This is a genomic window from Paenibacillus sp. JGP012 (assembly GCF_014203995.1).
GTDB classification, from domain to species: Bacteria; Bacillota; Bacilli; order Paenibacillales; family Paenibacillaceae; genus Paenibacillus; species Paenibacillus silvae.
Genome location: NZ_JACHKG010000007.1, coordinates 115,621 through 142,274, shown reverse-complemented (window position 1 = coordinate 142,274; position 26,654 = coordinate 115,621). Strand labels below are relative to the sequence as shown.

General features: G+C 46.4%; 25 protein-coding genes. 5 read left to right on the top strand and 20 right to left on the bottom strand.

All coding sequences use genetic code 11. The features are described 5' to 3' along the window. Positions 1 to 8: 8 nt before the first annotated feature. The 7 genes from HNR77_RS11680 to leuB form a co-directional block, all read right to left on the bottom strand. Positions 9 to 1,346, bottom strand: a complete 1,338-nt coding sequence (locus HNR77_RS11680; RefSeq protein WP_184184019.1) for a hypothetical protein — start codon at positions 1,344 to 1,346, stop codon at positions 9 to 11. After that, positions 1,343 to 2,458 carry a DUF58 domain-containing protein gene (locus HNR77_RS11675; protein WP_184184016.1) on the bottom strand — a complete coding sequence of 372 codons (1,116 nt, stop codon included), beginning with the start codon at positions 2,456 to 2,458 and terminating at the stop codon, positions 1,343 to 1,345. Before HNR77_RS11675 ends, HNR77_RS11680 begins: the two co-directional genes overlap by 4 nt. Before the next feature lie 4 nt (positions 2,459 to 2,462). Next, complete coding sequence (locus tag HNR77_RS11670) at positions 2,463 to 3,428, bottom strand: AAA family ATPase (protein ID WP_184184013.1); 966 nt, start codon at positions 3,426 to 3,428, stop codon at positions 2,463 to 2,465. A gap of 121 nt (positions 3,429 to 3,549) precedes the next feature. Further along, positions 3,550 to 4,656 carry an ATP-binding protein gene (locus HNR77_RS11665; RefSeq protein WP_184184010.1) on the bottom strand — a complete coding sequence of 369 codons (1,107 nt, stop codon included), beginning with the start codon at positions 4,654 to 4,656 and terminating at the stop codon, positions 3,550 to 3,552. Between the two features lie 358 nt (positions 4,657 to 5,014). Continuing rightward, positions 5,015 to 5,431 carry a hypothetical protein gene (locus HNR77_RS11660; RefSeq protein WP_090922221.1) on the bottom strand — a complete coding sequence of 139 codons (417 nt, stop codon included), beginning with the start codon at positions 5,429 to 5,431 and terminating at the stop codon, positions 5,015 to 5,017. Positions 5,432 to 5,786: 355 nt separating this feature from the next. After that, positions 5,787 to 6,326 (bottom strand): peroxiredoxin, encoded by a 540-nt coding sequence (locus tag HNR77_RS11655; RefSeq protein WP_111272355.1) that lies wholly within the window; start codon positions 6,324 to 6,326, stop codon positions 5,787 to 5,789. 351 nt (positions 6,327 to 6,677) lie between these two features. Beyond that, positions 6,678 to 7,763 (bottom strand): 3-isopropylmalate dehydrogenase, encoded by a 1,086-nt coding sequence (gene leuB, locus HNR77_RS11650; protein ID WP_110897647.1) that lies wholly within the window; start codon positions 7,761 to 7,763, stop codon positions 6,678 to 6,680. Between the two features lie 299 nt (positions 7,764 to 8,062). Between leuB and HNR77_RS11645 the strand changes: the two genes are divergently transcribed. After that, complete coding sequence (locus HNR77_RS11645) at positions 8,063 to 9,043, top strand: aldo/keto reductase (protein WP_184184007.1); 981 nt, start codon at positions 8,063 to 8,065, stop codon at positions 9,041 to 9,043. Between the two features lie 140 nt (positions 9,044 to 9,183). Here HNR77_RS11645 and HNR77_RS11640 read toward each other — a convergent pair whose 3' ends face one another. Then, positions 9,184 to 10,725 (bottom strand): 2-isopropylmalate synthase, encoded by a 1,542-nt coding sequence (locus tag HNR77_RS11640; RefSeq protein ID WP_184184004.1) that lies wholly within the window; start codon positions 10,723 to 10,725, stop codon positions 9,184 to 9,186. Between the two features lie 115 nt (positions 10,726 to 10,840). After that, the gene (ilvC, locus tag HNR77_RS11635; RefSeq protein WP_111272358.1) at positions 10,841 to 11,833 is read right to left on the bottom strand and encodes a ketol-acid reductoisomerase; all 993 of its coding nucleotides are present in this window, start codon (positions 11,831 to 11,833) and stop codon (positions 10,841 to 10,843) included. A gap of 48 nt (positions 11,834 to 11,881) precedes the next feature. Between ilvC and HNR77_RS11630 the strand changes: the two genes are divergently transcribed. Beyond that, a complete protein-coding gene (locus HNR77_RS11630; RefSeq protein ID WP_184184002.1) occupies positions 11,882 to 12,022 on the top strand; it encodes a hypothetical protein in 141 nt (46 codons plus the stop codon). A gap of 133 nt (positions 12,023 to 12,155) precedes the next feature. On the opposite strand, the gene ilvN is transcribed toward HNR77_RS11630, so the two are convergent. Beyond that, a complete protein-coding gene (gene ilvN, locus HNR77_RS11625) occupies positions 12,156 to 12,638 on the bottom strand; it encodes an acetolactate synthase small subunit (protein WP_184184000.1) in 483 nt (160 codons plus the stop codon). Next, positions 12,635 to 14,386: a biosynthetic-type acetolactate synthase large subunit gene (gene ilvB / locus HNR77_RS11620; RefSeq protein ID WP_145403119.1), complete on the bottom strand. Its 1,752-nt coding sequence runs from the start codon at positions 14,384 to 14,386 to the stop codon at positions 12,635 to 12,637. Before ilvB ends, ilvN begins: the two co-directional genes overlap by 4 nt. Positions 14,387 to 14,986: 600 nt before the next feature. Between ilvB and HNR77_RS11615 the strand changes: the two genes are divergently transcribed. After that, the gene (locus HNR77_RS11615; protein WP_397366652.1) at positions 14,987 to 15,436 is read left to right on the top strand and encodes a GNAT family N-acetyltransferase; all 450 of its coding nucleotides are present in this window, start codon (positions 14,987 to 14,989) and stop codon (positions 15,434 to 15,436) included. On the opposite strand, the gene HNR77_RS11610 is transcribed toward HNR77_RS11615, so the two are convergent. The 9 genes from HNR77_RS11610 to HNR77_RS11570 form a co-directional block, all read right to left on the bottom strand. Further along, the gene (locus HNR77_RS11610) at positions 15,433 to 15,804 is read right to left on the bottom strand and encodes a hypothetical protein (protein ID WP_184183995.1); all 372 of its coding nucleotides are present in this window, start codon (positions 15,802 to 15,804) and stop codon (positions 15,433 to 15,435) included. The genes HNR77_RS11615 and HNR77_RS11610 overlap by 4 nt on opposite strands. A gap of 181 nt (positions 15,805 to 15,985) precedes the next feature. Next, complete coding sequence (locus HNR77_RS11605) at positions 15,986 to 16,948, bottom strand: ABC transporter permease (RefSeq protein ID WP_184183994.1); 963 nt, start codon at positions 16,946 to 16,948, stop codon at positions 15,986 to 15,988. Further along, positions 16,949 to 18,028, bottom strand: coding sequence for an ABC transporter permease (locus HNR77_RS11600; protein WP_184183992.1), 1,080 nt, complete (start codon positions 18,026 to 18,028; stop codon positions 16,949 to 16,951). Continuing rightward, on the bottom strand, positions 18,021 to 19,559 hold the full coding sequence (locus HNR77_RS11595; protein ID WP_184183990.1) for an ABC transporter ATP-binding protein: 1,539 nt from the start codon (positions 19,557 to 19,559) through the stop codon (positions 18,021 to 18,023). Before HNR77_RS11595 ends, HNR77_RS11600 begins: the two co-directional genes overlap by 8 nt. 192 nt (positions 19,560 to 19,751) lie before the next feature. Further along, positions 19,752 to 20,792 carry a BMP family lipoprotein gene (locus HNR77_RS11590; RefSeq protein ID WP_184183987.1) on the bottom strand — a complete coding sequence of 347 codons (1,041 nt, stop codon included), beginning with the start codon at positions 20,790 to 20,792 and terminating at the stop codon, positions 19,752 to 19,754. Positions 20,793 to 21,359: 567 nt separating this feature from the next. Next, entirely contained in the window at positions 21,360 to 21,719 is a 360-nt protein-coding gene (gene rplT / locus HNR77_RS11585) for a 50S ribosomal protein L20 (RefSeq protein WP_095288335.1), read from the bottom strand. Positions 21,720 to 21,797: 78 nt separating this feature from the next. Further along, positions 21,798 to 21,998, bottom strand: coding sequence for a 50S ribosomal protein L35 (gene rpmI / locus HNR77_RS11580; RefSeq protein ID WP_184183984.1), 201 nt, complete (start codon positions 21,996 to 21,998; stop codon positions 21,798 to 21,800). Positions 21,999 to 22,022: 24 nt separating this feature from the next. Further along, a complete protein-coding gene (infC, locus tag HNR77_RS11575; protein ID WP_110897658.1) occupies positions 22,023 to 22,517 on the bottom strand; it encodes a translation initiation factor IF-3 in 495 nt (164 codons plus the stop codon). Positions 22,518 to 22,837: 320 nt separating this feature from the next. Further along, the gene (locus HNR77_RS11570) at positions 22,838 to 24,076 is read right to left on the bottom strand and encodes a glycosyltransferase family 2 protein (protein ID WP_111272367.1); all 1,239 of its coding nucleotides are present in this window, start codon (positions 24,074 to 24,076) and stop codon (positions 22,838 to 22,840) included. 765 nt (positions 24,077 to 24,841) lie between these two features. Between HNR77_RS11570 and HNR77_RS11565 the strand changes: the two genes are divergently transcribed. Together HNR77_RS11565 and HNR77_RS11560 are read left to right on the top strand one after the other, a co-directional pair. Then, positions 24,842 to 25,369 carry a phosphatase PAP2 family protein gene (locus HNR77_RS11565; RefSeq protein ID WP_184183981.1) on the top strand — a complete coding sequence of 176 codons (528 nt, stop codon included), beginning with the start codon at positions 24,842 to 24,844 and terminating at the stop codon, positions 25,367 to 25,369. Between the two features lie 50 nt (positions 25,370 to 25,419). Continuing rightward, entirely contained in the window at positions 25,420 to 26,571 is a 1,152-nt protein-coding gene (locus HNR77_RS11560; protein ID WP_184183977.1) for an MGDG synthase family glycosyltransferase, read from the top strand. Positions 26,572 to 26,654 lie beyond the last annotated feature (83 nt).

Here is a 26,654-nt window from a genome sequence, read left to right as displayed (position 1 = left end):
TTCCGGGCTTATTTACTGTAAGATTTCCAGATTCGATCCATCTCAATCACATCCGGATGATCTTCCCCGTTCCGCCCGTAACGAACAGCGTTGTATGCGGCAGGAAGCCGTGCAGCCAGTTCCTGCTCGCCAGGCTTGAAATGGCTTTTCGCATTCAAAGGTTTGGAGCTGCTTTTTATAATAATTTCTGCTGCCTCCAAAGGTGTATGTGACTTTTCGATCCCGACTCCACGCTGTGACGCCTGATTTACCCATGTTCGATAATAATAACGAATACGTTCGCCGCTCTGTGCAGGAACCGATTCCTTTTTGCGGAACCATCGCTTGCGAACCTGCGTTGGCACTTCCAGCGATTCACTGATATCTACATACTCTGTTTTCGGTGCTTCCCTTTTCTGGACAGGCTGCAGCATACCCTTGAATCGTTCCTCAAGTTTATTCCAGATCACTCTTGCCAGTTTGGCGAGAAGCCAGATCATCACTGCCGCCGCTGCACCAAAAACAACCCAGCTGAGAATCTCCCAGAACATAGAAGGTTCCGAAGGAGGACCCCTCAATTCATCAGGCAAGGTCATCGGGTCGTTAGGAGTCTGAGGTGTATCAGGCAGTTGCTGCGGGGACGAGGTTCCCAATAAACTTCGAATCCACGCCAGCACACGATCACGCAGCGGTGCAAGCCAGGCCGCCAGACTTGGAAAAGCACCAATTCCGACGATTACCACCAACATCCATATGATCCGTTGATGGTTCGCCCGCGTAAATTCCCGCAGCACCAGCCTCCGACTCCCATCGTTAAGCACCGCCCGATCGAGCTGTGTCCTGTACTGTGCAACAATCCATAACACAAAACTGATTACGCCGGCAGCATACATATACATCTTGTACATCTGCATGGGCCACAAAAATGGAACCTGACCTGCCGCAATCGTGAGCACAATGGCACTGAGTACACCCATAATCTGCAAGCGCCACAGCATCGTGGAATGATAACCGTGATCGTACTGAAAGCCTGTAAACGATGCTGTAATCGAACAAGCAGCCAACGTTATAATAACTGGAAGCGAGAGATGCAGCAGCATGCCCGGAATTATAGCAAACAAAGTTCCGATGACCAGTGCTGCAGCACTCCGAACGAACGAGCTGCGTTCCATCAAACCAGTGAAGCGATGCTGGAGCCATTGAACAAACCAGCCAGCCACAACAAATAAACCAAATAATATAAACGGGATCACCCTTTGAGCATAGAGCGACGTGATCGTCATGATTGGAAACAGATATACACCGATGCTTAATAAAGCCAGCATTGCGATGCTGTGCATACGCTTTCTTTCATCGTTTTCGTTCATGCGCCCACCGCCTCTGTTTTCCTCTTCAACTGCTCGACAGGCAGAATGGTTACCCGATGTCCCTGCTCCTGCAAACGCATGATTTCATACTCCATAGCCGCTGATACATAGGACGTAATTAACAAATAACTGCGGACCTGCTGCTCTTCTTCACTCCATTTAACCTCATCCTGCAAAAACTGCTCCATCGGCACCAAACATTTCAACTCGGTTTCAGCCATAGCCTCCAGTAACATCTCCAGATGTGGTGTTCCGTAATCCGGCTCGATTCGAAGCACATCACGGCCTCCGTCTGCTCTGTATCCGTTATGAGCAAATCCGGCAGGCAGCCCTCTGCCGATCGCATCGGTAGCTGCGGTGGCTGCGAAGCGAAGCGCCTGCTCAATCAGCTCAGGCCGGGTGACTACACTCCACATGTCTGCCGATTCCTGAATATTGACGATAATCCATGACTGGGGATCAGCGGTCCAGCCTTGCTTGTACACCTGCAGCTCACCGGTACGCGCACTGGCTTTCCAATGAATACGATTCATTGGATCACCGGCTCCGTAAGGCCGCACACCCAGGATCAGAAACGGATCTTCTACAATCCAGCGTGACACCTCCACCTCGCCCTGCCATACCTGATAGATTGCCGGCATATCTTCTATGCTTACAAGTGAAGGATACACAATCATCGACATCTCTACAGGGATCGGTTTTGTGGAACGCCACACACCAAACAGGTCTCCACCGGTCATTGTAGCTGTATCCATCCTGTAAATACCACGTTTCGAGCAGACAAACGGATGTGTGCGTGTAATCCGATTATAGGGTTTTAATGTAAAAATACTTTTATGGTTCTGATAAATATTCCCTTGACTGATATCCATGCCTGAGCCGGTGCGAAAAATAAATGAAGCCGGCATCATCGCCTCCAGTCTGAGCCACGGAACGGAGATTCGTTTTTCATTGGATATCGTCTCAATCATCTCGAGTTCGTCCCCGGCATAACAGCGCATTTTGCTGAATTGTCTGCTGTACTTGAGGTTACGCAGCACTGGACGCCCAAACCATACACCATGCAGCACCATAATGAGACTTCCAACCACAACAAGCCAGAGAAGTTCCATAAGCCTAGCGCCCGCCTGTTGTCAGTGTCTCAGTCGGCACCTCGGTCTGGCTTAAAATCTGCTGAATAATCTGTTCGGCCAGTCCTTCCTGCTGCCTCACCCGATTACGAAATACCAAACGGTGTGCCAGTACGGGCTCTGCAAGCATTTTGATATCATCCGGCACAACATAATCTCTGCCGTGCAATGCAGCCCATGCCTGAGCAGCTCTCAGCAGTGCCTGTGCGCCCCTTGGACTAACACCCAGTGATAATTCAGCATGTGCTCTGGTTGCTTCCGCAAGCTGCACGATATAACGCATCAAATCCTCTTTTACAGTAACACTCGTATACATTTCCTGGGCTTTCAGAAGCTGTTCTCGCGAGATTAATGAAGATAGATCATGCACGGAGCGACTGGCGGCTGTTCTTTTGAGAATCTCGATGCTCTCTTCTACACTCGGATAACCCATGCGAATTTTCATCATAAACCGATCCATCTGGGCTTCAGGCAACGGAAATGTGCCTTGATTATCAATCGGATTCTGGGTTGCAATGACAATAAACGGTCGTTCTAGCTGCCGGGTAGAGCCGTCGATACTAATCTGACGTTCTTCCATACATTCGAGCAGACTGGACTGTGTTCGCGGTGTGGCCCGGTTAATCTCGTCTGCCAGCACAAGATTGGCAAAAAGTGGACCTGGTCTGAATTCAAAATCTCCTGATTTTTGATTATAAAAATGAATGCCCGTCAAATCGGACGGCAGCAGATCGGGGGTAAACTGTATCCGCTGAAACGTGCAGTCCAGCGAGGCTGCCACTGATTTGGCAAGCATCGTTTTCCCCGTGCCCGGCACATCCTCCAGAAGCACATGACCAGAAGCAATAATGGCTGTCAGCACCAGTTCCACCGTACGCTCTTTACCAACAATTACTCTACCTACATGTTCAATCAACTGCTGATTCATGCTCTCCATATCCTGAATATTCATGTAATCCCATCCTTCCGCAGTGAGCATATGTATTCGCATACATTTCTAAATATAACCCTAATCGCTCTGACAAAAAACAAAGGAATCGGCAGCACACCGATCCCTTCTGACATGATCTCTATTAAAATACCAGTGGGAGCTTGATCATAAAGCTGGTGCCCTCGCCCTTTTGGCTATCCACCGAGATGGTGCCGCCATGATTTTTAATGATACGGTAACTCACAGAAAGCCCCAGACCGGTCCCACTTTCTTTGGTAGTGAAGAACGGATCAAACAGGCGTACCAGCGTATTATGATCCATGCCGCGACCATTATCAGCTATCGTAATCTGCACAAAGTTATTATCTGTGGCTGTTTTAATTCGAATCATGCCTGTATGCTCTTCACCCACTTCTTCAATGGCATCCATCGCATTTTTCACCATGTTCAGAATGACCTGCTTGATCTGCTTAACGTCGATCGATACGCTAAGTGGTGTATCATCAACCTCCAGCAAGATTTCGCAGCCCTTCATCAGACCTTCACTCTCTGTCAGCAGAACAACCTCCTTGAGCAAGGATTCTACAGTCATAATTGTCTTCTGCGGAGCGGAAGGTTTCGAGGAATTCAGAAACTCGTAAATAATATCGTTAGCCCGGTCAATCTCCGTTAAAATAATTCGTGCGTATTCGTCTTTGCCGAGCTGCAGCAGATGAGGACGCAATAGCTGGATGAAGCCGCGAATAGCGGTTAACGGATTGCGAATCTCATGGGCAATGGAGGCGGAGATACGTCCAAGCATTGCCAGCTTGTCATTTTGATAGGCGGTTTGCTCGATCTGCTTGTAATCCGATACATCCTTGACGCTAAATAAAAAATCACCATCCATCTGATCACCATAGGTAACCGTAACGAGCCAGTGCCTTCCGTATTCGTCTGTCAACTCATGATAACGCTTACGATGAAAGATAGTTTCCCGATAAATTCTTAAAATTTTCTTTTTCTTGAATCGACTCATTTGAGGCAGACTCAGCATCTGCATCAACGTGCATCCACTTAACAGATCTCTCGGCAGTTCCAACAGCTTGGCCATCTGAACATTAATAAACGTCAAGATACCGCGGTTGTCAAACAACATAATTCCACTATCCATGTGTTCCAAAACATTCTCATACTTATTGTAATCCAGATGCACTTGAGGAGGTACATCTGCTCGCTGAGGCACTGTATCCTGAAATTCACTAATCAATTCAGGTTCCTCCTTTTCACGTAAATGATAAACATTGCCATACGGACATCATATCATCACAGAAACAGGAAGGGCCGATTTAAGTTCATTACCGGGTTCCTTTCCAAACTTCTCTCATTGCCAGACGAAAACTTCAAGCATTGCTCCGTCTCTTTTCAAGTCTGTTTTTATCATAGACAAGTTTGGGGAAGAGAGTCAATCGGAGAAAGTGTCGAATGGAAATTATTTTGCAAAAATAACAGCCTATATGGACATAAAACGCACAAAAAACGAAGCCTCCTCACCTTAAAGGTAAATCAGCTTCGTTTAGTATCGTTTTATTGAATATAATGCGTGCATAAGATGTCACGGTTCGTAATTATAGTCCCGTTTTGTTATGCTGAATTTTCAACTTTCGTTGACTCATGACAGCAAGACGACGTTTCAACTCGCTCTCCCACTTCTCATCCTTCATTTCCTTGGCGAGCCGCAGCAGATCCAGTGACATGTCAATCTGACGCTGCACAATCACCATCGCATCTTCACTTTCACGATTGACGCAATTTTCGAAGATCGCATCCTCGTCTTCTGTGACATAGTCTTGAAAATCAATCTCGGAAGCTCCATCACCATGCGCATACTCAGCAAGAATCTCATATTCGTTCTCAACCTTGTAATGCACCTCAACCCGGTGACACACCGGACAAAACAGCAGGGGAACATTATGAACCTGGGTGCGGTAATGCTTCAGCGTGCCCTTCGTTCCCACCATACTAGCCCCACAACAGTAACTCATTTTTGTTCACCCTCCTTATTAGGTGCCGGAATTTATCTATTACGCAATCCCGTGCACTTCAAAAACTTCCGAAAGGGAATCGTGTTCAAACAGTGTATCACATTTATAAACAAATTATAAATGCGGAGCACCGGAATAATTACCGGGTTTCCATACCCTATTCGCCTTACAAGCCTTCAATTCCTCTTTCCTCTACCCAAAATTAAGATATTCTTCTATTACATTATTAACACGCCTGAAAGCTTGTTCAAACACTTTGATTAAGATAACGTTTTATCTTTGCAAAAGGTTGCAAAAAGCCCTCAATCCCGAGTGGGATGAGGGCTTGAACATGAAGAGTTCAAGAAAAACCGGCTTACAGGTTTTTGTCGCCTGGTTTCCAGTTCATTGCACACAATCCGCCAGATTGCAGTGCTTGCAGTACGCGAAGTGTTTCTTCAACACTGCGGCCTACATCGTTGTGGTTAACCACTTGATATTTCAGTTCGCCTTCTGGATCGATGATGAACAGGCCGCGCAATGCTACGCCTTCTTCTTCGATCAGAACGCCGTAATCTTTAGCTACTTGCTTCGTGATATCGGAAGCGAGCGGGAAGTTCAACTGGCCAAGACCATTGCTGTCTTTCGGTGTGTTGATCCATGCTTTGTGGCTGTGTACGGAGTCTACGCTCACGCCAAGGATTTCTGTATCCAAAGCTTTGAATTGCTCGGAAGCGTCGCTCAAAGCTGTAATTTCAGTTGGGCACACAAATGTGAAGTCCAAAGGATAAAAGAAGAATACGAGCCATTTGCCACGGTAATCGGACAATTTAACGGAACCAAAATCTTGTCCGTCTCCCGATACTGTTTCCATTGCGAAATCTGGTGCTGGTCTACCAACCAAACGTTCTGCCATAACTAAAAATTCCTCCTTTGGGATTATGTAAGCATCCATATGGATTGCTCATCATCAGGAAGCACGCAAGGCGCTTGTCCTGTCATTAATCAGCTTGATACTTGTTCTCAAGTACATTTAAAATGTTATCATCCGTACTTCTCAAAGTCAAGATTATAAACGTTATTTTTTTATAATAATTATAAATAAGAAATTTCCGTGCCAAAATTGTAAAAGAACAGCCCTCTGTTTTTTCCATGATTGGAACCAACAAAGGTGGTTGGACATGGGAAGCAAAGGGCTGTTTATTATTCATCACAGAGCATCGATTCCTCTATGATATTTTGTTATATGGAAATTGAATCGGAAAGGCTATGCTTTTTTCTGAATAGCTGCGACAATCAGATCGCCCATCTCCGTGGTGCTGATGGCTTTGCTCTTGTCAACAGCGATGTCACTTGTACGGTGGCCCGCATTCAATACGTTGGCTACCGCTTCTTCAATGGCATCCGCACCTTCCGCGTATCCAAACGTTGTACGGAACATCAATGCCAGCGACAGAATTGTTGCGATCGGGTTTGCCAATCCTTGACCAGCAATATCCGGCGCAGAGCCGTGCACGGGCTCATACAGTCCGAAGCTTCCTTCGCCCAGTGAGGCGGAAGCCAGCATACCGATGGAACCGGTCAGCATTGCCGCTTCATCACTCAAAATATCACCAAACATATTTTCAGTTACGATAACGTCAAAGCTTGCCGGACGGCGCAGCAACTGCATAGCACAGTTGTCTACAAGCACATGCTCCAGTTCAACGTCCGGGTAATCGGGAGCTACGCGGTTAACCACTTCACGCCAGAGGCGGGAGGTTTCCAGTACGTTTGCTTTGTCAACCGAAGCCAGCTTTTTACGGCGGCCCTGAGCGATCTCGAATGCTTGACGAACGATGCGCTCAACTTCAGCAACGTTGTACGCACAAGTGTCCACAGCCTCTTCGCCTTGTGCACTTTCACGTCTGAACTTCTCCCCGAAATAAATACCACCGGTCAGTTCACGAACAACCATCAGGTCAGTGCCTTCGAGCACTTCCGGTTTCAGCGTGGATGCGTCTTTCAAGCAGTCAAATACGACAGCCGGACGCAGGTTGGAGAACAAACCAAGCGCTTTGCGAATGCCAAGCAAGCCTGTTTCAGGACGCAGTTCCTTGCTGTTATTGTCCCATTTCGGTCCGCCAACTGCGCCGAGCAGCACTGCATCTGCATTTTTACATACTGTCAATGTTTCTTCCGGCAGCGGTGTGCCCTTCTCGTCAATCGCAATACCACCAAACAAAGCATGCTCTGTTTCAAAACGATAACCGAACACTTCCTCCGTACGTTTCAGAACTTTCTCAGCCTCGGCCACCACTTCTGGACCAATTCCGTCACCTGCGATTACCGCAATTTTTTTCACGTCTGCCATAGGTTGTACACTCCCTCTTATTCAATCATTCTTCATTTCATCTTTTCACAAAGTCATTCTTAAATTCTCTGACTTGCTGTTCAAACCTCGTCTCATTAATAACTCTCTTCTTTGTATCATATTCTACGGTCATTTGACCAAGATATACAATCTATGACTTTAATAGTTTTTGCCTATAAGAGCCGCATCCAATGCTTGCTTAAAGGTTCGGAGCCCCTGTTTGCATGTTGTTCCTCAGAACAGTGTAGGGTAAAATATACCTGAGTCAAAATCAGGAAATGCTGGAGGGATGTTAAACCATGCAATATTCTTATCTGGGTAAATCAGGCCTTAAAGTCAGCCGCATCTGTCTTGGAACGATGAATTTTGGACCTGCCACGGACGAAAAAGAAGCATTCCGCATTATGGATGCAGCACTGGATGCCGGAGTGAACTTTTTTGATACCGCTAACATTTATGGCTGGGGAGAAAATTCCGGTCTGACTGAAGAGATTATCGGTCGCTGGTTCAAACAAGGTGGTGGACGGCGTGAAAAGGTTGTGCTTGCCACCAAAGTTTACGGCTCCATGCATGATGAAACAGACGGTCCGAACAACGAAGCCGGTCTCTCCGCATATAAAATCAGACGTCATCTCGAAGGCTCGCTGCAGCGCTTGCAAACCGACCATATTGAGCTTTATCAGATGCACCATGTCGATCCTGCCGTTACATGGGACGAGCTCTGGGGAGCATTTGAGCATGCGGTATATCAGGGCAAGATCGGATATGTAGGCTCCAGCAATTTTGCCGCCTGGCAGATCGCTCTGGCTCAAAGCGAAGCCAAAAACCGCCATTTCCTTGGACTTGTGTCCGAGCAGCATAAATACAGCCTGAACTGCCGACTTCCTGAACTGGAGGTACTGCCAGCTGCCAAAGCGTTAGGTCTTGGCGTTATCCCGTGGAGCCCGCTGGATGGCGGATTCCTGGGACGCAATGCGCTGCAGAAGCTTGAAGGCACTCGCAGCGGCGGCATTGCTGAGCGCATCGAGAAACAGCAGTCACAGCTTGAGGATTTCGCTGCTCTGTGCCGTGATCTAGGTGAGCCGCAGGATACGGTAGCCCTTGCCTGGGTTGCAGCCAATCCGGCGGTAACAGCACCCATCATCGGTCCACGCACGCTGGAGCAATTCGAAACGGCATTAAAATGCCTCGAACTGATACTCGATGAATCAACGCTTCGGCGTCTGGATGAAATCTTCCCTGGCCCTGGCGGGCACGCACCTAACGCGTACGCATGGTAATTTTCTAAAATAAGGTTGCCATGAGAAAAGTCTGACCCTGCTGGACTGTTTATATCATATCAACGTTCTAACAGCGTTGATATGACACGAACAGAAGACTCCAGCGAGTCAGACTTTTTAGGTGCTCAAGTGCTCATCATCTACAAATTCACATTCACACGATTCGTATATGTTTTACGTTTCTCAATCAGCTGGTTCAAGCCGTCCACATATGCACGTGCACTTGCGCCAAGAATATCGGTGCTCACACCGCGTCCTTGAACGGAGACCTGATGTTGTGTCAATACAACATGAACTTCACCAAGCGCATCTTTGCCATGTGTGACCGATTTGATGGAATAATCAGACAGCGTAACCTCTTCTCCGCTCACCTGATCAATCGCATTGTAGATCGCATCCACCGAACCATTACCTTCAGCCTGCTTCTCGACTGTTTCTCCATCCAGAGTTGCAATCCGCACCTTAGCGGTTGGCACCGATTCATCACCATATGTCACAAAAATCGATTCCAGTTTGTACACCTCAGGTGCATCCTGCAGTTTCTCTTCGATTACAGCGAGCAGATCCTCATCCGTAACTTCCTTTTTCTTGTCTGCCAGATCTTTGAACTGTGCAAACGCCCGGTTCAGTGCTTCTTCTTCCAGTTCATACCCCAGGTCGATCAGACGTTCACGGAATGCGTGACGGCCAGAGTGTTTACCAAGCACCAGCTTGCTCTCTTTCAGACCAATCGTTTCCGGTGTCATGATCTCATATGTCGTTTTTTCCTTGAGCATGCCGTCCTGGTGAATACCGGATTCATGTGCAAACGCGTTTGCTCCAACAATCGCTTTGTTTCCCGGTACAACCATGCCTGTCAGACGGCTGACCAGACGGCTGGTGCGTGCAATTTCGGACAATTGCAGCGTCGTTTTGGCCTGGAAAAACTCCTGGCGTGTCTCGAGTGCCATCGCAATCTCTTCAATCGCCGTGTTGCCTGCGCGCTCCCCAATCCCGTTGATGGTGCCTTCAATCTGATCAGCGCCATTCAGAATTGCCGCAAGTGTATTCGCTGTTGCCATGCCGAGATCGTTGTGGCAGTGCGCACTTAGCTGTACTTTATCAATGTTGTGAACATTTTCTTTCAGATGTTTGAAAATATTCCCGTATTCATACGGGCTCAGATACCCGACTGTATCCGGAATATTGACGACAGAAGCACCCTCTTCGACCGCCATATTGACCATTTCGACGAGGAAATCATATTCTGTACGGCCTGCATCCTCCAAAGAGAATTCAATCTTGGAAAATGTCTTCTTTGCATAACGGATCGCAGAGCGTGCCGTATCCAGCACCTGACCTTTATCCATGCGCAGCTTATGCTGACGGTGAATGGGCGAGGTCGCCAGGAATACGTGAATACACGGGTCCTGTGCACCTTTAAGTGCTTCTTTGACCGCATCAATATCCTGTTCTCTGGAGCGGGACAAACCAATCACTGTAACATTTTTAACCGCTTTCGCTACGGCGTTTACTGCGGCCAGGTCACCTGGAGATGCTGCCGGGAAACCTGCTTCCATCCGGTCAATGCCAAGCCGCTCCAGTTGATGGGCAATCTCCACCTTTTCACGAGTGTTCAGATTGACTCCCGGAGATTGCTCTCCGTCACGCAGCGTTGTATCAAAAACGTAAATTTTACGCACGCCTCGCACCTCCTGCTTCGATATGTTTCCACAAACCAGAATAGCGGCTCACGCATAAGCACGGCCGCTATTTCCAGTTCACGCTGTAAGTTGCTTGTTCATTCAAAAGCCGTTATTACTTCTTGATCCAGTGCATCATTTCACGCAATTGTCCGCCAACCACTTCGATCGGGTGTTCAGCTTCGTTACGACGAGTAGCTGTCAGGAATGCACGACCGGATTGGTTCTCCAGAATGAAGTCACGTGCGAATTTACCTTGTTGGATATCGGAAAGCACTTCTTTCATTGCTTTCTTCGTATCTTCTGTAACGACACGTGGTCCAGTTACATAGTCACCGTATTCCGCTGTGTTACTGATGGAATCACGCATGCTTGCAAGTCCGCCTTCATACATCAGGTCAACGATCAGTTTCAATTCGTGCAGACACTCGAAGTATGCCATCTCAGGCGCATAACCCGCTTCTGTCAACGTTTCGAATCCAGCTTTAACGAGGGCACTTACACCGCCGCACAGAACAGCTTGCTCACCGAACAAGTCTGTTTCTGTTTCTTCACGGAAGGAAGTTTCGATAACACCAGCACGTGTGCAGCCGATACCTTTAGCATAAGCCAGACCGATATCTTTTGCTTTACCTGTTGCATCTTGCTCGATCGCGATCAGACCAGGAACACCGAAACCTTCCACGTAGGTACGACGTACCATGTGACCAGGGGACTTAGGAGCTACCAGCAATACATCGCTGTCTTTTGGAGCAACGATTTGACCGAAATGAACGTTGAAACCGTGAGAGAAGAGCAATGCAGCACCTTTTTTCAGGTTTGGTTCGATTTCGTTTTTGTATACAGAAGCTTGTGTTTCGTCTGGCAGCAAGATTTGAACTACATCTGCACGGCTAGTTGCTTCAGCCGGAGACAATACTTCGAATCCATCATTTTTCGCAGCATCAAAAGATTTACCTTCACGAAGTCCGATGACTACGTTCAATCCGCTATCACGCAGGTTTTGCGCCTGAGCATGACCTTGGCTACCATATCCGATCACCGCGATCGTTTTTCCTTTCAATACGCTAAGCTCTGCATCCTGTTCATAATAAGTAGTTACTGGCATTTTATAAGTCCTCCTTTGTATTGTAAAGAACCCTTCATTAATGAGCGGGTGTCTCAATGGACCTGTGATCCTGACCAAGCGGGTAGCCAGAACCGCCTCATCACTGCTGAAGCCGCGATGCCAGATCCGTTCAGACACCCGCCCGTTAATGCGGGGGTGTGGCTATCTTTTCAAGCGTTACATCACTAAAATGTTACTTTACAGCAGATAGCGGACTGACATATGTTCAACAGGTAGTCTTCTTGTTCAACTAACCGTGCACTTTCACAACGAAATCATTGTGCGCATGTATGTCTCAGCCCGTCCTGAAACCATTATACCTCTATACGTTGCCACGCACCAATGCAGTAACACCTGTACGAGACAATTCACGAATGCCATATGGCTTGAGCAATTCGATCATCGCATCAATTTTGTCCGTATCTCCAACCGCCTGAATCATCAGACTTGTCGGTCCAACGTCAACAACCGATGCGCGGAATGTTTCCACCACGCCCAAAATTTCGGGACGTTCGGATGGATCTGCCTTCACCTTGATCAGCGCGAGTTCACGAGCAACCATCGGTTTCAGGCTAAAATCAACCACTTTGATGACATCAATGATCTTATACAGCTGCTTCTCAATCTGCTCCAATGTTTTGTCATCACCAATGGTAACAATGACCATCCGGGAAAGTCCAGGCTCTTCAGACTGTCCTACCGTAATGCTCTCAATGTTATAGCCGCGACGACCAAACAATCCGGATACACGCTGGAGGACGCCTGGCTGGTCATTAACCAATATCGAAATTGTATGTCTTATCATTCTTCGCCATCCCCCATCAGCATTTGATCGATTGTCGCTCCCTGCGGAACCATCGGATACACATTTTCATCTTTTCGTACCACGAATTCTACAACGACTGGTCCAGGTGTGTCCAAAGCTTCCTGCCAAGCACGTTCAGCTTCTTCCTTGTTCGTTGCACGCAGTCCTTTAACACCATACGCTTCAGCCAGTTTCACGAAATCCGGGCTTCCTGCCAGGTCGATATGGCTGTAACGATTTTCATAGATCAATTCCTGCCACTGGCGTACCATACCAAGAACCTCATTGTTGATAATTACGATTTTAACCGGAATGTTGTTGATTGCACAGATGGCCAGCTCTTGCGAACACATCTGCATTCCACCGTCTCCGTTAATGGAGATAACCAGTCTGTCCGGATTTGCCATCTGGGCACCGATTGCTGAAGGGAATCCAAAGCCCATCGTTCCCAGACCACCCGAGGTTACCCAGGAACGCGGTTGATTAAACTTGTAATACTGCGCTGCCCACATCTGATGCTGACCTACATCCGTTGTAACAATGGCTTCACCTTTAGTGGTGTCGTTTAACAATTCAACCACCCATTGCGGTTTCAACACTTCATCCGAATCCGTATAGGTGTATGGCTTTTCCTGTTTCCACTGTTTGATCTGATCTCTCCATGCATCTGCGCGTTCAGCACGTCCAACTTCCTTGTTCGCAATCTCCAGTACCGTTTTCACATCGCCTACAATCGGAATATCTGTCGCAATGTTTTTGCCGATCTCTGCCGGATCAATGTCGATATGAACAATTTTCGCATGTGGTGCGAATCCGTCCAGCTTACCCGTTACACGGTCATCGAATCGGGCACCGATGTTGATGAGCAAGTCGGATTGCTGAATTGCCATGTTGGATGTGTAGGTTCCGTGCATTCCCGGCATTCCGGTCCAAAGCTCATGCCCGCTTGGGAAAGCGCCGAGTCCAAGAAGTGTTGTCGTGATCGGGATGCCTGTCTTCTCTACAAACTCGAAAAGCGCTTCGTGTCCACCGGAATATACTACGCCGCCGCCAGCAAGAATCATTGGACGTTCAGCTTCCTGGATTGCTTGTGCCAAACGGTCAACCTGCAGCTTGTTCGGTACCGTCCGTGGATTATACCCTCTCAATATAACAGGTTCCGTGTGTGGTTCAAACAACGTTTTGTTTGCAGACACGTCTTTTGGAATGTCAATCAGTACCGGTCCTTTGCGACCCGTGTTCGCAATGTGGAACGCTTCATGAATGATACCCGGCAGATCTTTTACGTCTTTGACAAGGTAGCTGTGTTTGGTGATCGGCATTGTAATTCCCGTAATGTCTGCTTCCTGGAAAGCATCCGAGCCAATCAGGCTGGAAACAACATTACCTGTTATAACCACCAAAGGAACGGAATCCATATAAGCTGTTGCAATACCGGTTACAAGGTTTGTTGCACCGGGACCGGAGGTTGCGATACAGACACCAACCTTGCCGCTCGCACGTGCATAACCATCAGCTGCGTGAATCGCTCCTTGTTCGTGACGTGTAAGAACGTGTTTGAAATCTTCAAAGCCATACATCGCATCGTAGATATACAACACGGCGCCGCCTGGATAACCAAATACACACTCAACACCTTCAAGCAGCAAACTTCTCAGCAGAATCTCGGAGCCGCTAATGACCTCCGGCTTCATCCATTTTTCACGTAATTCATCTGTCGATCGTACTTCTGGAATATGAGCTCCCATCAGTCATCCTCCTCTCGGAATTTACACCATTCTGACATTCAAAGTTACAAAAAAAACCTTCCATCCCTGCAAACAAGTTCATGCTTGCGAGGGACGAAAGGTTATCGCTTCCGTGGTACCACCCAACTTTGTCCGAAATTTCGCAATAACGGACCTTACCAGGTATAACAAAACGATGTTCAAACGAACAGAGTCGTCTCCCATACCTGTTGTCTGTAACGCAGACTTACGATTTTCCCTAATACGCAAGGATTTGACGATCCAATGCTTTTCAGGAAAACAGCTCCGAGGTGAGCTCGTATATAAGGGGTAATGGTGGTGGTTTCAGCAAATCCATCCACTCTCTGAGCAAAAGAGCCCTTAAAACTTCGTCCTCTTCATAGCCGATGAAATATTCTCGTTAAATGTTAGGAACATTATATGATTCCTCTAACCGATAAGTCAATACCTGTTTTTGATAAAAATGCGCAGAGCTCTTTCCTGCTAATATTCCAATCCTAGAATGCCCCAACTTCCAAACTTCATACAGTCACCTTTTATCTCGCCTCGGGCATAGGATATACGGGCCGCACGACTGGTCCCGAAAGGAGGCTCCGTATGATTATTCGTCAACGTTCATCCAAGCTGGATGATAGCGCAATTCTAAAGTTGATTGATACTCAACTTGTTCCTTTATCCCATATGAGTGAGAAGGAAATCAATAAAATCCGCAAGGAAATACCCCTGCGGATGAACAGGGGCATGACCTTTGTAATCTCGCCGGAGTCTAACAAAGCGGCTATTGCTTTCATCCATTTCCTCATGCATGGCGAGTTGCTTTACGTGGATATGATGGCTGTTAGCACAAAAGAGCAGCGTAAACGATACGGCCAGACTTTACTTCAAAAAGCAGAACATTTTGCAGTCTCTCGCGGCTGCCGAAGATCCAAAGTCATGGTAGATGAGGGCAACACAAAGGGATGTCAATTTTACCAGAAAAATGGATATCAAACCCTTAGATATATTGGAATGAGTCGATGCTATGAAATGGAAAAAAATTTATATTCCTAGAAAAAACCTGGCGGTCTTGGGCCGGGACCATAAGGCCCGAAGCCTGAACCCGGGCCATATCCCTGGCCTGGACCATACCCTGGTCCGTATCCCTGACCGTAAGGGCAAGGTTTTGGGCCGGGGCCGGGACCGAATCCTGGACCAGGACCATACGCATAAGGCAAGGTGGCAATCGCAAGCAAATCAAACAATACCAGTGGCAAAATAGCTTTGGTCCGCACTTTTTTTCCGCTTAAACGCTTAAGCACGAGTTTATCGCCAGATACCTTTATGAGCTTCCCTGTAACCCGAGTACCGTCTTTTTTGATCGCAACAATGTTTTTGCCTATGAGTTTCATCGCTTCAGTACGCGTAACATGTTTTTTCATACTATCCCTCCTCCTCGGATCATTCAAAACAGTGTATTCGTCCATGACCGGATTCGCTTGTTTCTTTGTCCCTACTGCAAAAGTTGGGTGCTTTTATGCATGCAAAAAGGCCCGCAAGAGTGCGGACCTTTACTGTGCTTATACTCTATTTTCTTCAACCAAAATCCAATTTACGTGTAGGCTACCTCTTACCAGGATCATAAGGTTCACCCAGTGCAGATGGAGCCGATGAACGCCCAACTGCAGCCACGAGAACGATAATGGTGAGCAGGTAAGGCAGCATGAAAATAATTTCCTGGGGAATACTTTGCGACCACTCAAACAGCTGCACATAGTTGCGAATTGCTTGAGAGAAGCCGAAGAATACTGCCGCCCCAAAAGCACCCATCGGATTCCATTTACCAAAGATCATCGCCGCAATGGCAATGTAACCTTGACCGGAAACCGTATTGTGTGAGAATGTGCCTGTCGTTGTCAGTGTAATTGCCGCTCCCCCAATAGCTGCAAGCGCACCACTGATCATAACCCCAATATAACGGTAACGACGTACTTTAACACCCACTGTATCTGCCGCACTTGGATGTTCACCAACAGAGCGCAGACGCAATCCAAACGGTGTTTTAAACAAAATGTAATAGGTCAGGAATACAAACAAAATCGCCAGGTAAGTTGTTGGGTACATATTTTTAAAAAATGCTTCCCCAAGCAATGGAATATCTTGCAAGAAGGGCACACTGAATTTATTGAAGCCCTGTACCAATGGCGAATCACCTGAACCTTCAAACAGCAGTTTTACTAGATACAATGTACTTCCTGCTGCCAAAAAGTTAATAACAATACCGCTGATAATCTGATCCGCTTTGAACGTAATCGATGCCACAGCATGAATAAGGGATACCAGTACACCGAGAACAATGGCAAGCAATACACCCATCCAGGCTGCTGTTGTACCATCCATACCCGCTTCCTGGGCATAGTGAGCACCAATACCGGCTGCAAATGCACCAAACACCATAAAACCTTCAAGCCCGAGGTTTGTCACCCCGGATTTTTCCGAGAAAATCCCGCCGAGGGAAGCAAAAATCAATGCCGTAGCAAAGACAAGCGTCGTATTGATAATTTGCCCGATTGTCAACAAGTCCATCTACAACACCTTCTCTTTCTTGCGCTTGGAATAGAACGGTTTAAGTACCCAGCGCACGATGCCTTGTGCAGCAATGAAGAAGATAATCGAACCGATGACAATCCGAATAATCTCAGGTGGTACATCCGCAGCAAAGCTCATACCTGCCGAACCGTATGTGAGCGTACCAAAGAGCAGCGCACCGAGCAGCACTCCAAACGGATGATTCAGACCGATCAAGGCAACCGCAATACCGTCAAAACCAGTACCTGGGGAGCCTGACATTACCGTTTGATACTGGAATACTCCAAGTACCTGGAACGCCCCGCCAAGACCCGCGAGCATACCGCTGATAAACATCGCTTTGACGATATTCCGGTTGACATGCATCCCCGCATACTCCGCTGCATTCGGGTTATACCCTACAGCACGAATTTCAAAACCTTGTTTGGTTTTCCACATGTAAATATAAAAGAGCACAGCGATAACAAGCGCAATTAAAGTACCCAAGTGAACACGGGAATTGCCCATTAATTCAGATAGCCAATTCAAACTGATCGAGGCGGACTCGCTAATATTTACGGAGCGATTCTCCCCCTGAAGCAGTAGAAACTGACGCACAATCAAATTAGCTAAATACAGTCCGATCCAGTTCAGCATAATACTGCTGATGACCTCATTTACTCCGCGAGCAGCTTTCAAATAACCCGCAATCGCAGCCCAAAGCCCGCCAAATACCGCTCCCGCAATCAGAGCCAGCGGTGCGTGAATATAAATTGGCAAACCTGCAAATTTGACACCGACAAAAGTAGCTGCTGTCATACCGACCAGAAACTGTCCTTCGCCCCCGATGTTAAACAAACCTGCGCGAGCAGCAAAGGCAAATGCCAGTCCTGTCATAATGAGTGGGGTCATTTCCCGTACAGCTTCCCCGAAGTTGTACATATCCCCAAATACCTTTGTAAACAATGCACCATATGCCTCTAGCGGGTTATAACCGCCCACCAGCATAACAATTCCACCGAGAACAAGCCCCATCAAAATTGCCACAATCGGCAAAATAAATGAATCCCGGGTAAACCATTTTAACACTTTATTCATGTGCAGTACCTCTCTTTTGGGTGCTGCCCGCCATCATCAAGCCGAGCTCCCTGTCATTGGTTTCTTCTGGCAGCACCTCACCTACGATCTGCCCTTCGTAGATCACCGCAATGCGGTCTGAAACGTTCATGATCTCATCCAGTTCAAAAGAAATGAGCAGAACGGCTTTACCCTGATCACGCTGTGCAATCAATTGCTTTTGCACAAACTCGATCGCTCCAACGTCCAACCCACGAGTCGGTTGGGCTGCGATCAGCAATTCAGGGTTTTTATCCACCTCACGGGCGATAATTGCTTTCTGCTGGTTTCCTCCGGACAAGGAACGCGCCTTCGTCTCAATGCTGGGCGTACGTACGTCAAATGCTTCAACAAGCCGTTTGGCTTGTTTTTTAATCGCATCAAAGTTCAAGAAACCTTTGCGTGTATACGGCTCTTTGTAATACGATTCCAGCACGATATTTTCACTTACCGAGAAATCCAGTACAAGCCCGTGCTTATGTCGGTCCTCAGGAATGTGCGCTACGCCAGCCTCCGAGATATGACGCGGCGAATGATTCGAGAGTTCTTTTCCTTGAAGACGAATTGAGCCGCTGTCTACTTTACGCAAACCTGTGAGCGCTTCGATCAATTCGCTCTGTCCGTTACCGTCAACGCCGGCAATGCCGACAATCTCTCCAGCACGTACATTCAGGTTCAATTCGTTCAGAACCGCGATTCCCTCTTTGTTTTTGGCCGTCAGCTTGCTAACCTCAAGCACGTTGGCTCCAGGCGTTGCAGGTTTCTTGTCCACTTTAAACGTTACGTTGCGGCCGACCATTTTTTCTGCCAGCTCATTCGGATTCGTTTCCGATGTTTTGACGGAATCAATGACTTTACCACGACGAATAATCGTAACTGTATCCGAAATCTCCATGATTTCTTTCAGCTTATGGGTAATCAAAATGATTGACTTGCCTTCTGCTACAAGCTTTTTCATGATAATCATCAGCTCTTTGATCTCTTGAGGGGTAAGCACCGCCGTTGGTTCATCAAAGATCAGAATATCCGCACCGCGATACAACGTTTTAACAATCTCGACACGCTGCTGCATACCGACGGAAATATCATGAATTTTGGCATGCGGATTAACCTTGAGTCCATACTGCTCGGACAAACGCTGCACTTCAGCAGCGGCTTTTTTATAGTTAATATTGAGACCCTTCGTAGGCTCGGACCCCAAAATAATGTTCTCTGTTACCGTGAACGGCTGTACAAGCTTAAAGTGCTGATGCACCATACCGATGCCAAGATCGATTGCCCGGTTTGGACTGTCGATGATGACAGGTTTGCCATTCACTTCAATGGAACCTTCATCCGGCTGATAGAGACCAAAAACAATGTTCATCAATGTTGACTTACCAGCGCCGTTTTCGCCCAGTAGAGCATGAATCTCGCCTTTACGAAGCTGAAGGCTGATGGCGTCGTTGGCAACAATGCCTGGGAAACGCTTCGTTATTTGTTTCAACTCAACGACGGGGGTTGCTGCACCCATGTAATCACCCTTATAACTGATATAGTGTGGTTCCGCAAACGAAAGAAAAGCTCCTACCGGAGCGTTACTGCACAAATGACTACTTGTACAAATGTTATGATAGCTTGATCAAATGTTCCTCTGTTTACAATCACAAGGCCGGTCAAGACCGGCCCGGTGATGGTGTTACAGCAGATTCAAATTCTCTACGTATTACTCTGTAGGTACTTTGATTTCGCCGCTGATGATTTTTTCTTTGTATTCGTCAACTTTAGCCAAAACATCAGGTTTTACATTTTTGCTGGAAGTGTCCGCAATTCCAACACCGTTTTCTTTCAGTGTCAGATTCTCGGAACCGCCTTTGAATGTACCGTCAACAACTTCTTTGTTTACGCGTTTAACCGCTTCGTCTACTTTTTTAATCATGGAAGTCAGTGTTACATCATCGCCAAATTCCAAAGATTGGTCTTTGTCCACACCAATTACCCATACATCTTGACCTTGCTTCTTACGAGCAATTGCTTCGTTGAACACACCGTTACCTGTTGCACCGGAAGCGTGGAAGATGATATCTACACCTTGATTATACAGTGTAGCAGCTGCTGCTTTACCCAGGTCAGGCTTGTCAAAAGCACCTGTATAGTTTGAAATGAATTGAGCATCAGGGTTTACTGCTTTAACGCCTTCTCTGAAACCAACTTCAAACTTTTTGATCAGCGGGCTTTCCATACCACCAACGAAACCAACTTTGTTTGTTTTTGTTGTCAGACCAGCAACAACGCCAACCAGGAAAGATCCTTCTTCTTCAGCGAAAGTTACGGATTTTACGTTAGGTGCATCCACAACGCTGTCGATGATTGCCAGCTTGGAATCAGGGTTTTGCTCAGCTACAGTTTTGATGGCATCTGCCAATTGGAAACCGATACCCCAGGTCAGATCATATCCACCTTTAACGAATTCGTTCAGGTTTGGAATGTATTCTTCGTCAGATTTACTTTGCAGGTATTTAACTGCTACACCTGTTTCCGTTTCTGTTGCTTGAAGAGCTTCCCAAGCGGATTGGTTAAAGGATTTGTCGTTAACGCCGCCTACGTCAGTAACCATACCGATTTTGAGGTCGGATTTCGCTTCAGTGGAAGTTCCACCGTTGTCTCCTCCGGCATTCGTTTCTTCTTTCGGTTTGCTTCCGCATCCTGCGAGCATAACCGATACTGCCAGCAACATCACCAGAGACAAGCTGAGCATTTTTTTCATTTCTCTTTTTCCCCCTTAATAATATGTCCCTTTCAAATCCTGTCTGCGTTGCGCTATCAACAGATAGAATAGCATGCTCGAAGCAAAAATGTCTGTTTAATGTACGACTAAAAGCGCATTCTTATCTTCACTCTTGCTTCTCATCTGTCGAAAACCCGAACATTATGACCCGAAAGAAAAATTTAGGACTGGCCTACTAGAGGTGATTATACAATCAACCAGTGTTAAAATCCAGATGTATAATCACCAAAGTTCACTTATTTTTGTACTTTTTTTGTTGAAAGCGCTTAATAATTTAATGTTTTAACACACTAACGTTACAACGATGTGATGTTACATAACAAATACCTCTCAACCATCCCTGAATTTCATATAAAACAAAGGTTTTCGTTTGCACTTTTTCACAGTTGTAGTTTATGTAATACCAAGTTGTGTTATTCACTAACGTTGCTTCTTGCCCGATGCATTTCCAGCCTCTGACGATATATGTAGCTTGTTCTTCCTATCCCGTTCTTATTCCCAATCCGTAAAAAAAGCCGCCATGTACGGCGGCTTGCAAATACAGATTTAAGCGTTGATTTTGCCTTTAGCTACAGTAGCCAAAGAGTTGAACGCATTGATGTCGTTAACGGCCAGATCAGCCAGCATTTTACGGTTCATGTCTACACCAGCAAGTTTCAATCCGTGGATCAATTTGTTGTAAGACAAACCGTTTTGACGTGCTGCAGCATTGATACGAACGATCCACAGTCTGCGGAAGTTACGTTTCGTGTTGCGGCGGTCACGGTATGCGTAAACCAGGGATTTCATTACTTGCTCGTTAGCTGTTTTGAAAATGCGGTGTTTAGAACCGAAATAACCTCTTGCCAGTTTCAATACCTTTTTATGACGACGACGTACTACAAAACCGCCTTTTACTCTTGCCATATTAAAGAACCTCCCAAATAAATATTAAATGTATCCGTGATATGTGCTCGGCCCGAGCCGATCCCCCATACGGATGTACTATTTCAAGTTAGCCAAACCTTGTTTCAAACGTCTCACGTCGCCTGCTGCCATTACCGGATTTCCGTTCAGAACGCGCTTAGCACGTTTGGATTTGTGGGAAAGCAAGTGATTTTTGTAAGCTTTGTAACGAAGGACTTTACCGGAACCGGTAATTTTGAAGCGTCCTTTCAAACTGCTGTGTGTTTTCATTTTAGGCATGTTGTGTTTCCTCCTTCAATGTTATCAGGCTTTAGGAGCCAGAATCATGATCATACTGCGGCCTTCCAGTTTTGGCTGACGCTCAACGGTGCAGAGTTCTGCAACTTCCGTTTTCACACGTTCCAAAATCCGTTGACCAATAGCGGCATGTGCAATTTCACGTCCGCGATAACGAACGGAACATTTCACTTTGTCGCCTTCTTTCAAAAACTTGACTACATTACGAAGCTTCGTTTGATAATCGTGCTCCTCAATATTGGAACGGAACCATACTTCTTTAATGTCAACAATTTTCTGGTTCTTACGGGCTTCTTTTTCTTTCTTTTGCTGCTCATAGCGGAATTTGCCATAGTCCATGATGCGGCACACCGGCGGTTTAGCCTGTGGCGCCACATTGACCAGGTCCAAGTTCAGGTCAATTGCCATTTGAAGTGCTTCACGAATAGGAGTAATCCCGATTTGCTCTCCTTCAGCTCCGACAAGGCGTACTTCCTTCGCCCGAATCTCGTCATTAATCATGTGATCTTTACTAATAACCGTCCACCTCCAGGTCATTTTAAATATCCTGTTACACAAAAATAAAAGGGATGCCGGTCAAGCTACCGACATCCCTGTAATCAACACAATTCTTCATGAGTATACACTTCATAAATTATTGGGATCGTTGACCAGCCAACTGCTGTTGGACAGGTGAGAAGTCGGACTTCTGCTTGTGATTCCATTTTGCTATTTGTTTAACACACTTGAATACTATACCATCTGGCGAGCATCATTGTCAACAGCAAAAGCATTTTTTTTCAACCTTTGTGAATGTGCATAGCATATAACCTGTGTGCAAATTATCCCTGTTTACTTTGAACCTCATCCAGACGTACAACACGTGTATGCTGCGTGTGACTCCACTGTTTGTTGTTCTGTGTAAAGAACGCATAGAACGTAATCGGATACCAGGACAACAGATAGATCGGGAACAAAACCAGGTACAGATATACTTTGGCAAAAGTAACCTTCTCGAGCGCCATCGACAACAGGAACGTCAGCACGTTCATTCCGATCGCGATGAAACCAACCCACAACGGGAAATATCCGTAAATGTTTGCAATGTGCGGGCCATCAAACACATAGATGTCCAGTGACATCACAGCGGTTAGCAGGAAGGTCAGCAGTACGACATACACATTGGCACCGTAAACGGCCAAGTCGAACTTAACCAGGCTGCGTTCCTTTATAGACTGCCATAATAGCGGGAAGAAATATCTTCTTGCTACCGTAAAGTGACCCTGCATCCAGCGCAGACGTTGTCTCGCTGAAGCTTTGAACGTCAATGGTTTTTCATCAAACACTTTGGCATCATAGTTAAACACCGGGTATACATTACGCTGCACACTCCGCATGGTGAACTCCAGGTCCTCTACAAGACTTGTCGCACCCCAGCCAATCTCTTTGAGCAGGTTCGTCTCAAAACACATTCCGGTACCGCCAAGGAAATTGGCCATGTTCAGATTGTGACGGGACAGCTGCCATAGACGATTGATGTACCAGTATGATACACCATAGGCAGCTGTAATCCAGGAATCTTCAGGGTTCTTCGTATCGATATAGCCTTGAATAACACGTGCTCCATTGCACAGATCATTGTTCATTTCAGTAAGGAAGTTTTGCTCCACCAGATTATCGGCATCAAACATGACTACCGCATCATACTGGCGTGGCAAATCCCATAAATATTTGAGCATCCATTCGATGGCATACCCTTTACCTCTAAGGTCCGGATTAGTACGCACACAAGCATTCCAGCCATGTTCACGGACAATGTCCGCTGTACTGTCTGTACAGTTGTCACAGATGACAAATACATCATACAGATCCCGTGGATAATCCAGCTGCTTCAGATTTTCCATCAGCGCACCGATAACCTGTTCCTCATTATGTGCCGCTACGAGCACAGCAAATGATTTTGTAGCAGGATAATTTTTCTTTTTCTTTTTCTTATACAGACCGAACAGCGAAAACGTGAATTGGTACACAGCCAGCAGCGCCAAGATGACCTGCAGCGTGACGAATATAGCGTCCAACATCGTTCTCTGTTACCCCCTTTTTTTAAAACCCAGATTACATAAGTTTTTTCTCTTCCTGATTCTGCATCTCATTTTTTTGTACATTGCAGAATATGACCCTGTTCTGTTCTTTTGAGTACTACGCAAATATTGCAGGCAATGTTTCAACTCATGGCAGCGACCTGTGGGCCGCTTTATCGATTCTGTATTCTTTTCAGCTTTTTGTCAAAACCCCAATTCCACTTCCTGAAGCAGAAATGTGAACTTAAAACGCTGAATATACACTCCGTCATGCCACAACCTCGCATTCATGCCTGTTATATCTTATTTTCAGCCGTTTTCTTGATTTTTATTTCTAAAGTCCCTTCTTTTTTATGCGGTTTGCTGTAGTTTAAGCGTGCTCCTACCTCTAATAACGTAATCGGGTCCCAAAAAGTTTAATCTGAAACTCACATTTTTTTTACTTGGATTGAAACTCACATTTTTTTACCTCAATTCAGCCGCATTGAATCATTGTATCTTTTTTCACCAACCGAAGTCAAAAAGAAGCACTGGTTCTTCACCCACTCTTTTACATGAATTTTACGTTCTTTACATGTGTTCTTCTTGAAAAGGACAACATTTAAAAATATGATAAACATAACCCTGAAATAACCTCGAAACCTCGAGGACATTTATTTCAATACCTTGAACAGGGGGTATATCGTAATCAAGGCGAAACCGGACACTGGTAACATCCCGGAAATACTGCCGCCCTCGGGGCGGCCTGACTGGCAGGAGGCCAATATGAGCCGTTTTATCTTAAAGTTTCAACAGTATGATCGTAATGTGTTTATGTGGATCAATGGCCGTCTTCATAACCGGTTTATGAACTTCTGGCTGTACTATTTCACCCACCTGGGCGGCGCAACGGCTTCCATTGCTGTATCTCTGATCATCTGGCTTCTCGCACCAGCTCCATGGAGCACGATCGGGCTTCAGGCCTGCATTGCTTTAGCTGTGAGTCATATTCCTGTAGCTATAGCCAAAAAACTGTATCCACGCATCCGGCCATACCTGGCCATGCCGGATACGATCACTTTTCGCAATCCTTTAACGGATCATTCGTTTCCATCAGGGCATACAACAGCTATTTTTTCGGTTACCGTGCCCTTTATGGCTGCTGAGCCGTTTCTTTTGCTCACATTGCTGCCTGTGGCTATAATTGTCGGATTCTCTCGAATTTATCTGGGGCTTCATTATCCATCCGATGTTTTGGCAGGAGCGACAATCGGTACTTTAGTCGCACTTGCGACAGTTGCATTCTGGGCTTAAAGCCGATATGTTAGACTCAGGAAAACCTAGCAGGAACAGGTGAAGCAAGCGTGGAAAAGAAAAGAATTTTACTATTATCAGAAGGTTTCGGAGCAGGTCATACTCAGGCAGCTTATGCACTGTCCAGCCATTTAAGGAAGTTATCACCTCATTTGCAAACGAAAGTGCTTGAGCTTGGAAGCTTCCTGAACCCGAAAGTTGCACCGCTTATTATTAATGCATACAAAAAAACAGTAACCAATCAGCCGAAACTTGTTGGATATGTATATAAGCAGCAGTATAAAAAACCATTGAATCGGCTGACTACTCTTGCACTGCACAAATTGTTCTACACCCATACGCGCAGTGTCGTTCGTCAGCTGCATCCCGATGCGATTGTGTGTACACACCCGATTCCAAGTGCTGTTATATCAAGGTTGAAGCGGCTTGGCACACAGGTTCCGCTGTGCAACGTCCTGACGGATTATGATGCACACGGCACATGGATTAGCCCGGAGGTGGATCTGTACCTCGTTTCTTCCGAAGAGGTGAAGGCCAAGCTGATGCACCGGGGAGTAGCTGCTGACAAAATCAAAGTCACAGGCATACCTGTGCATCCAAACTTCTGGGAGCATCCCCGTCATGATGAGATTCGTTCCAGATTCAATCTGAGAAACATGCCAACTGTGCTTGTGATGGGCGGTGGCTGGGGAATGCTCAGCGACAAGGTGCTTCACCAGCTGTTAGCGCGCTGGCATGAGGATATCCAGATTATTTTTTGCCACGGCCGCAATGACAAAGCACGGATCAGCATGGAACAGGACCCTCGGTTTCAAAAAGAAAACATTCATATCATTGGTTACACAACGGAAATTGACAAATTAATGGAAGTTTCGGATCTGCTGATTACCAAACCTGGCGGAATGACCTGCAGTGAAGGATTAGCCAAAGGCATTCCGATGCTGTTTCATAATCCGATTCCCGGACAGGAAGAAGAAAACGTACATTACTTCACAGCCAAAGGTCTCGGTGAACTTATCACTTCGTTGGATGTCGTTGTCAAATGGATGAACACACTGCTTCACCATTATCCTGAAGTAGTTCAGAAGCGAGAACAGCATCTGGCGGAAATAGCCAAAGTGCATCCGATGGAAAGTGCTCAATGTATTATGAATCTGCTGCAGGATGTACGACCCTCCTCCTCAGAGGAAACACCCGTATAACTTTGAGTTTGGTAGCAGTACAAACGGAATCATTTATAGACATCTAACTAAGAAGGTGCCTTCAGAGCGAAGGCACCTTTTTT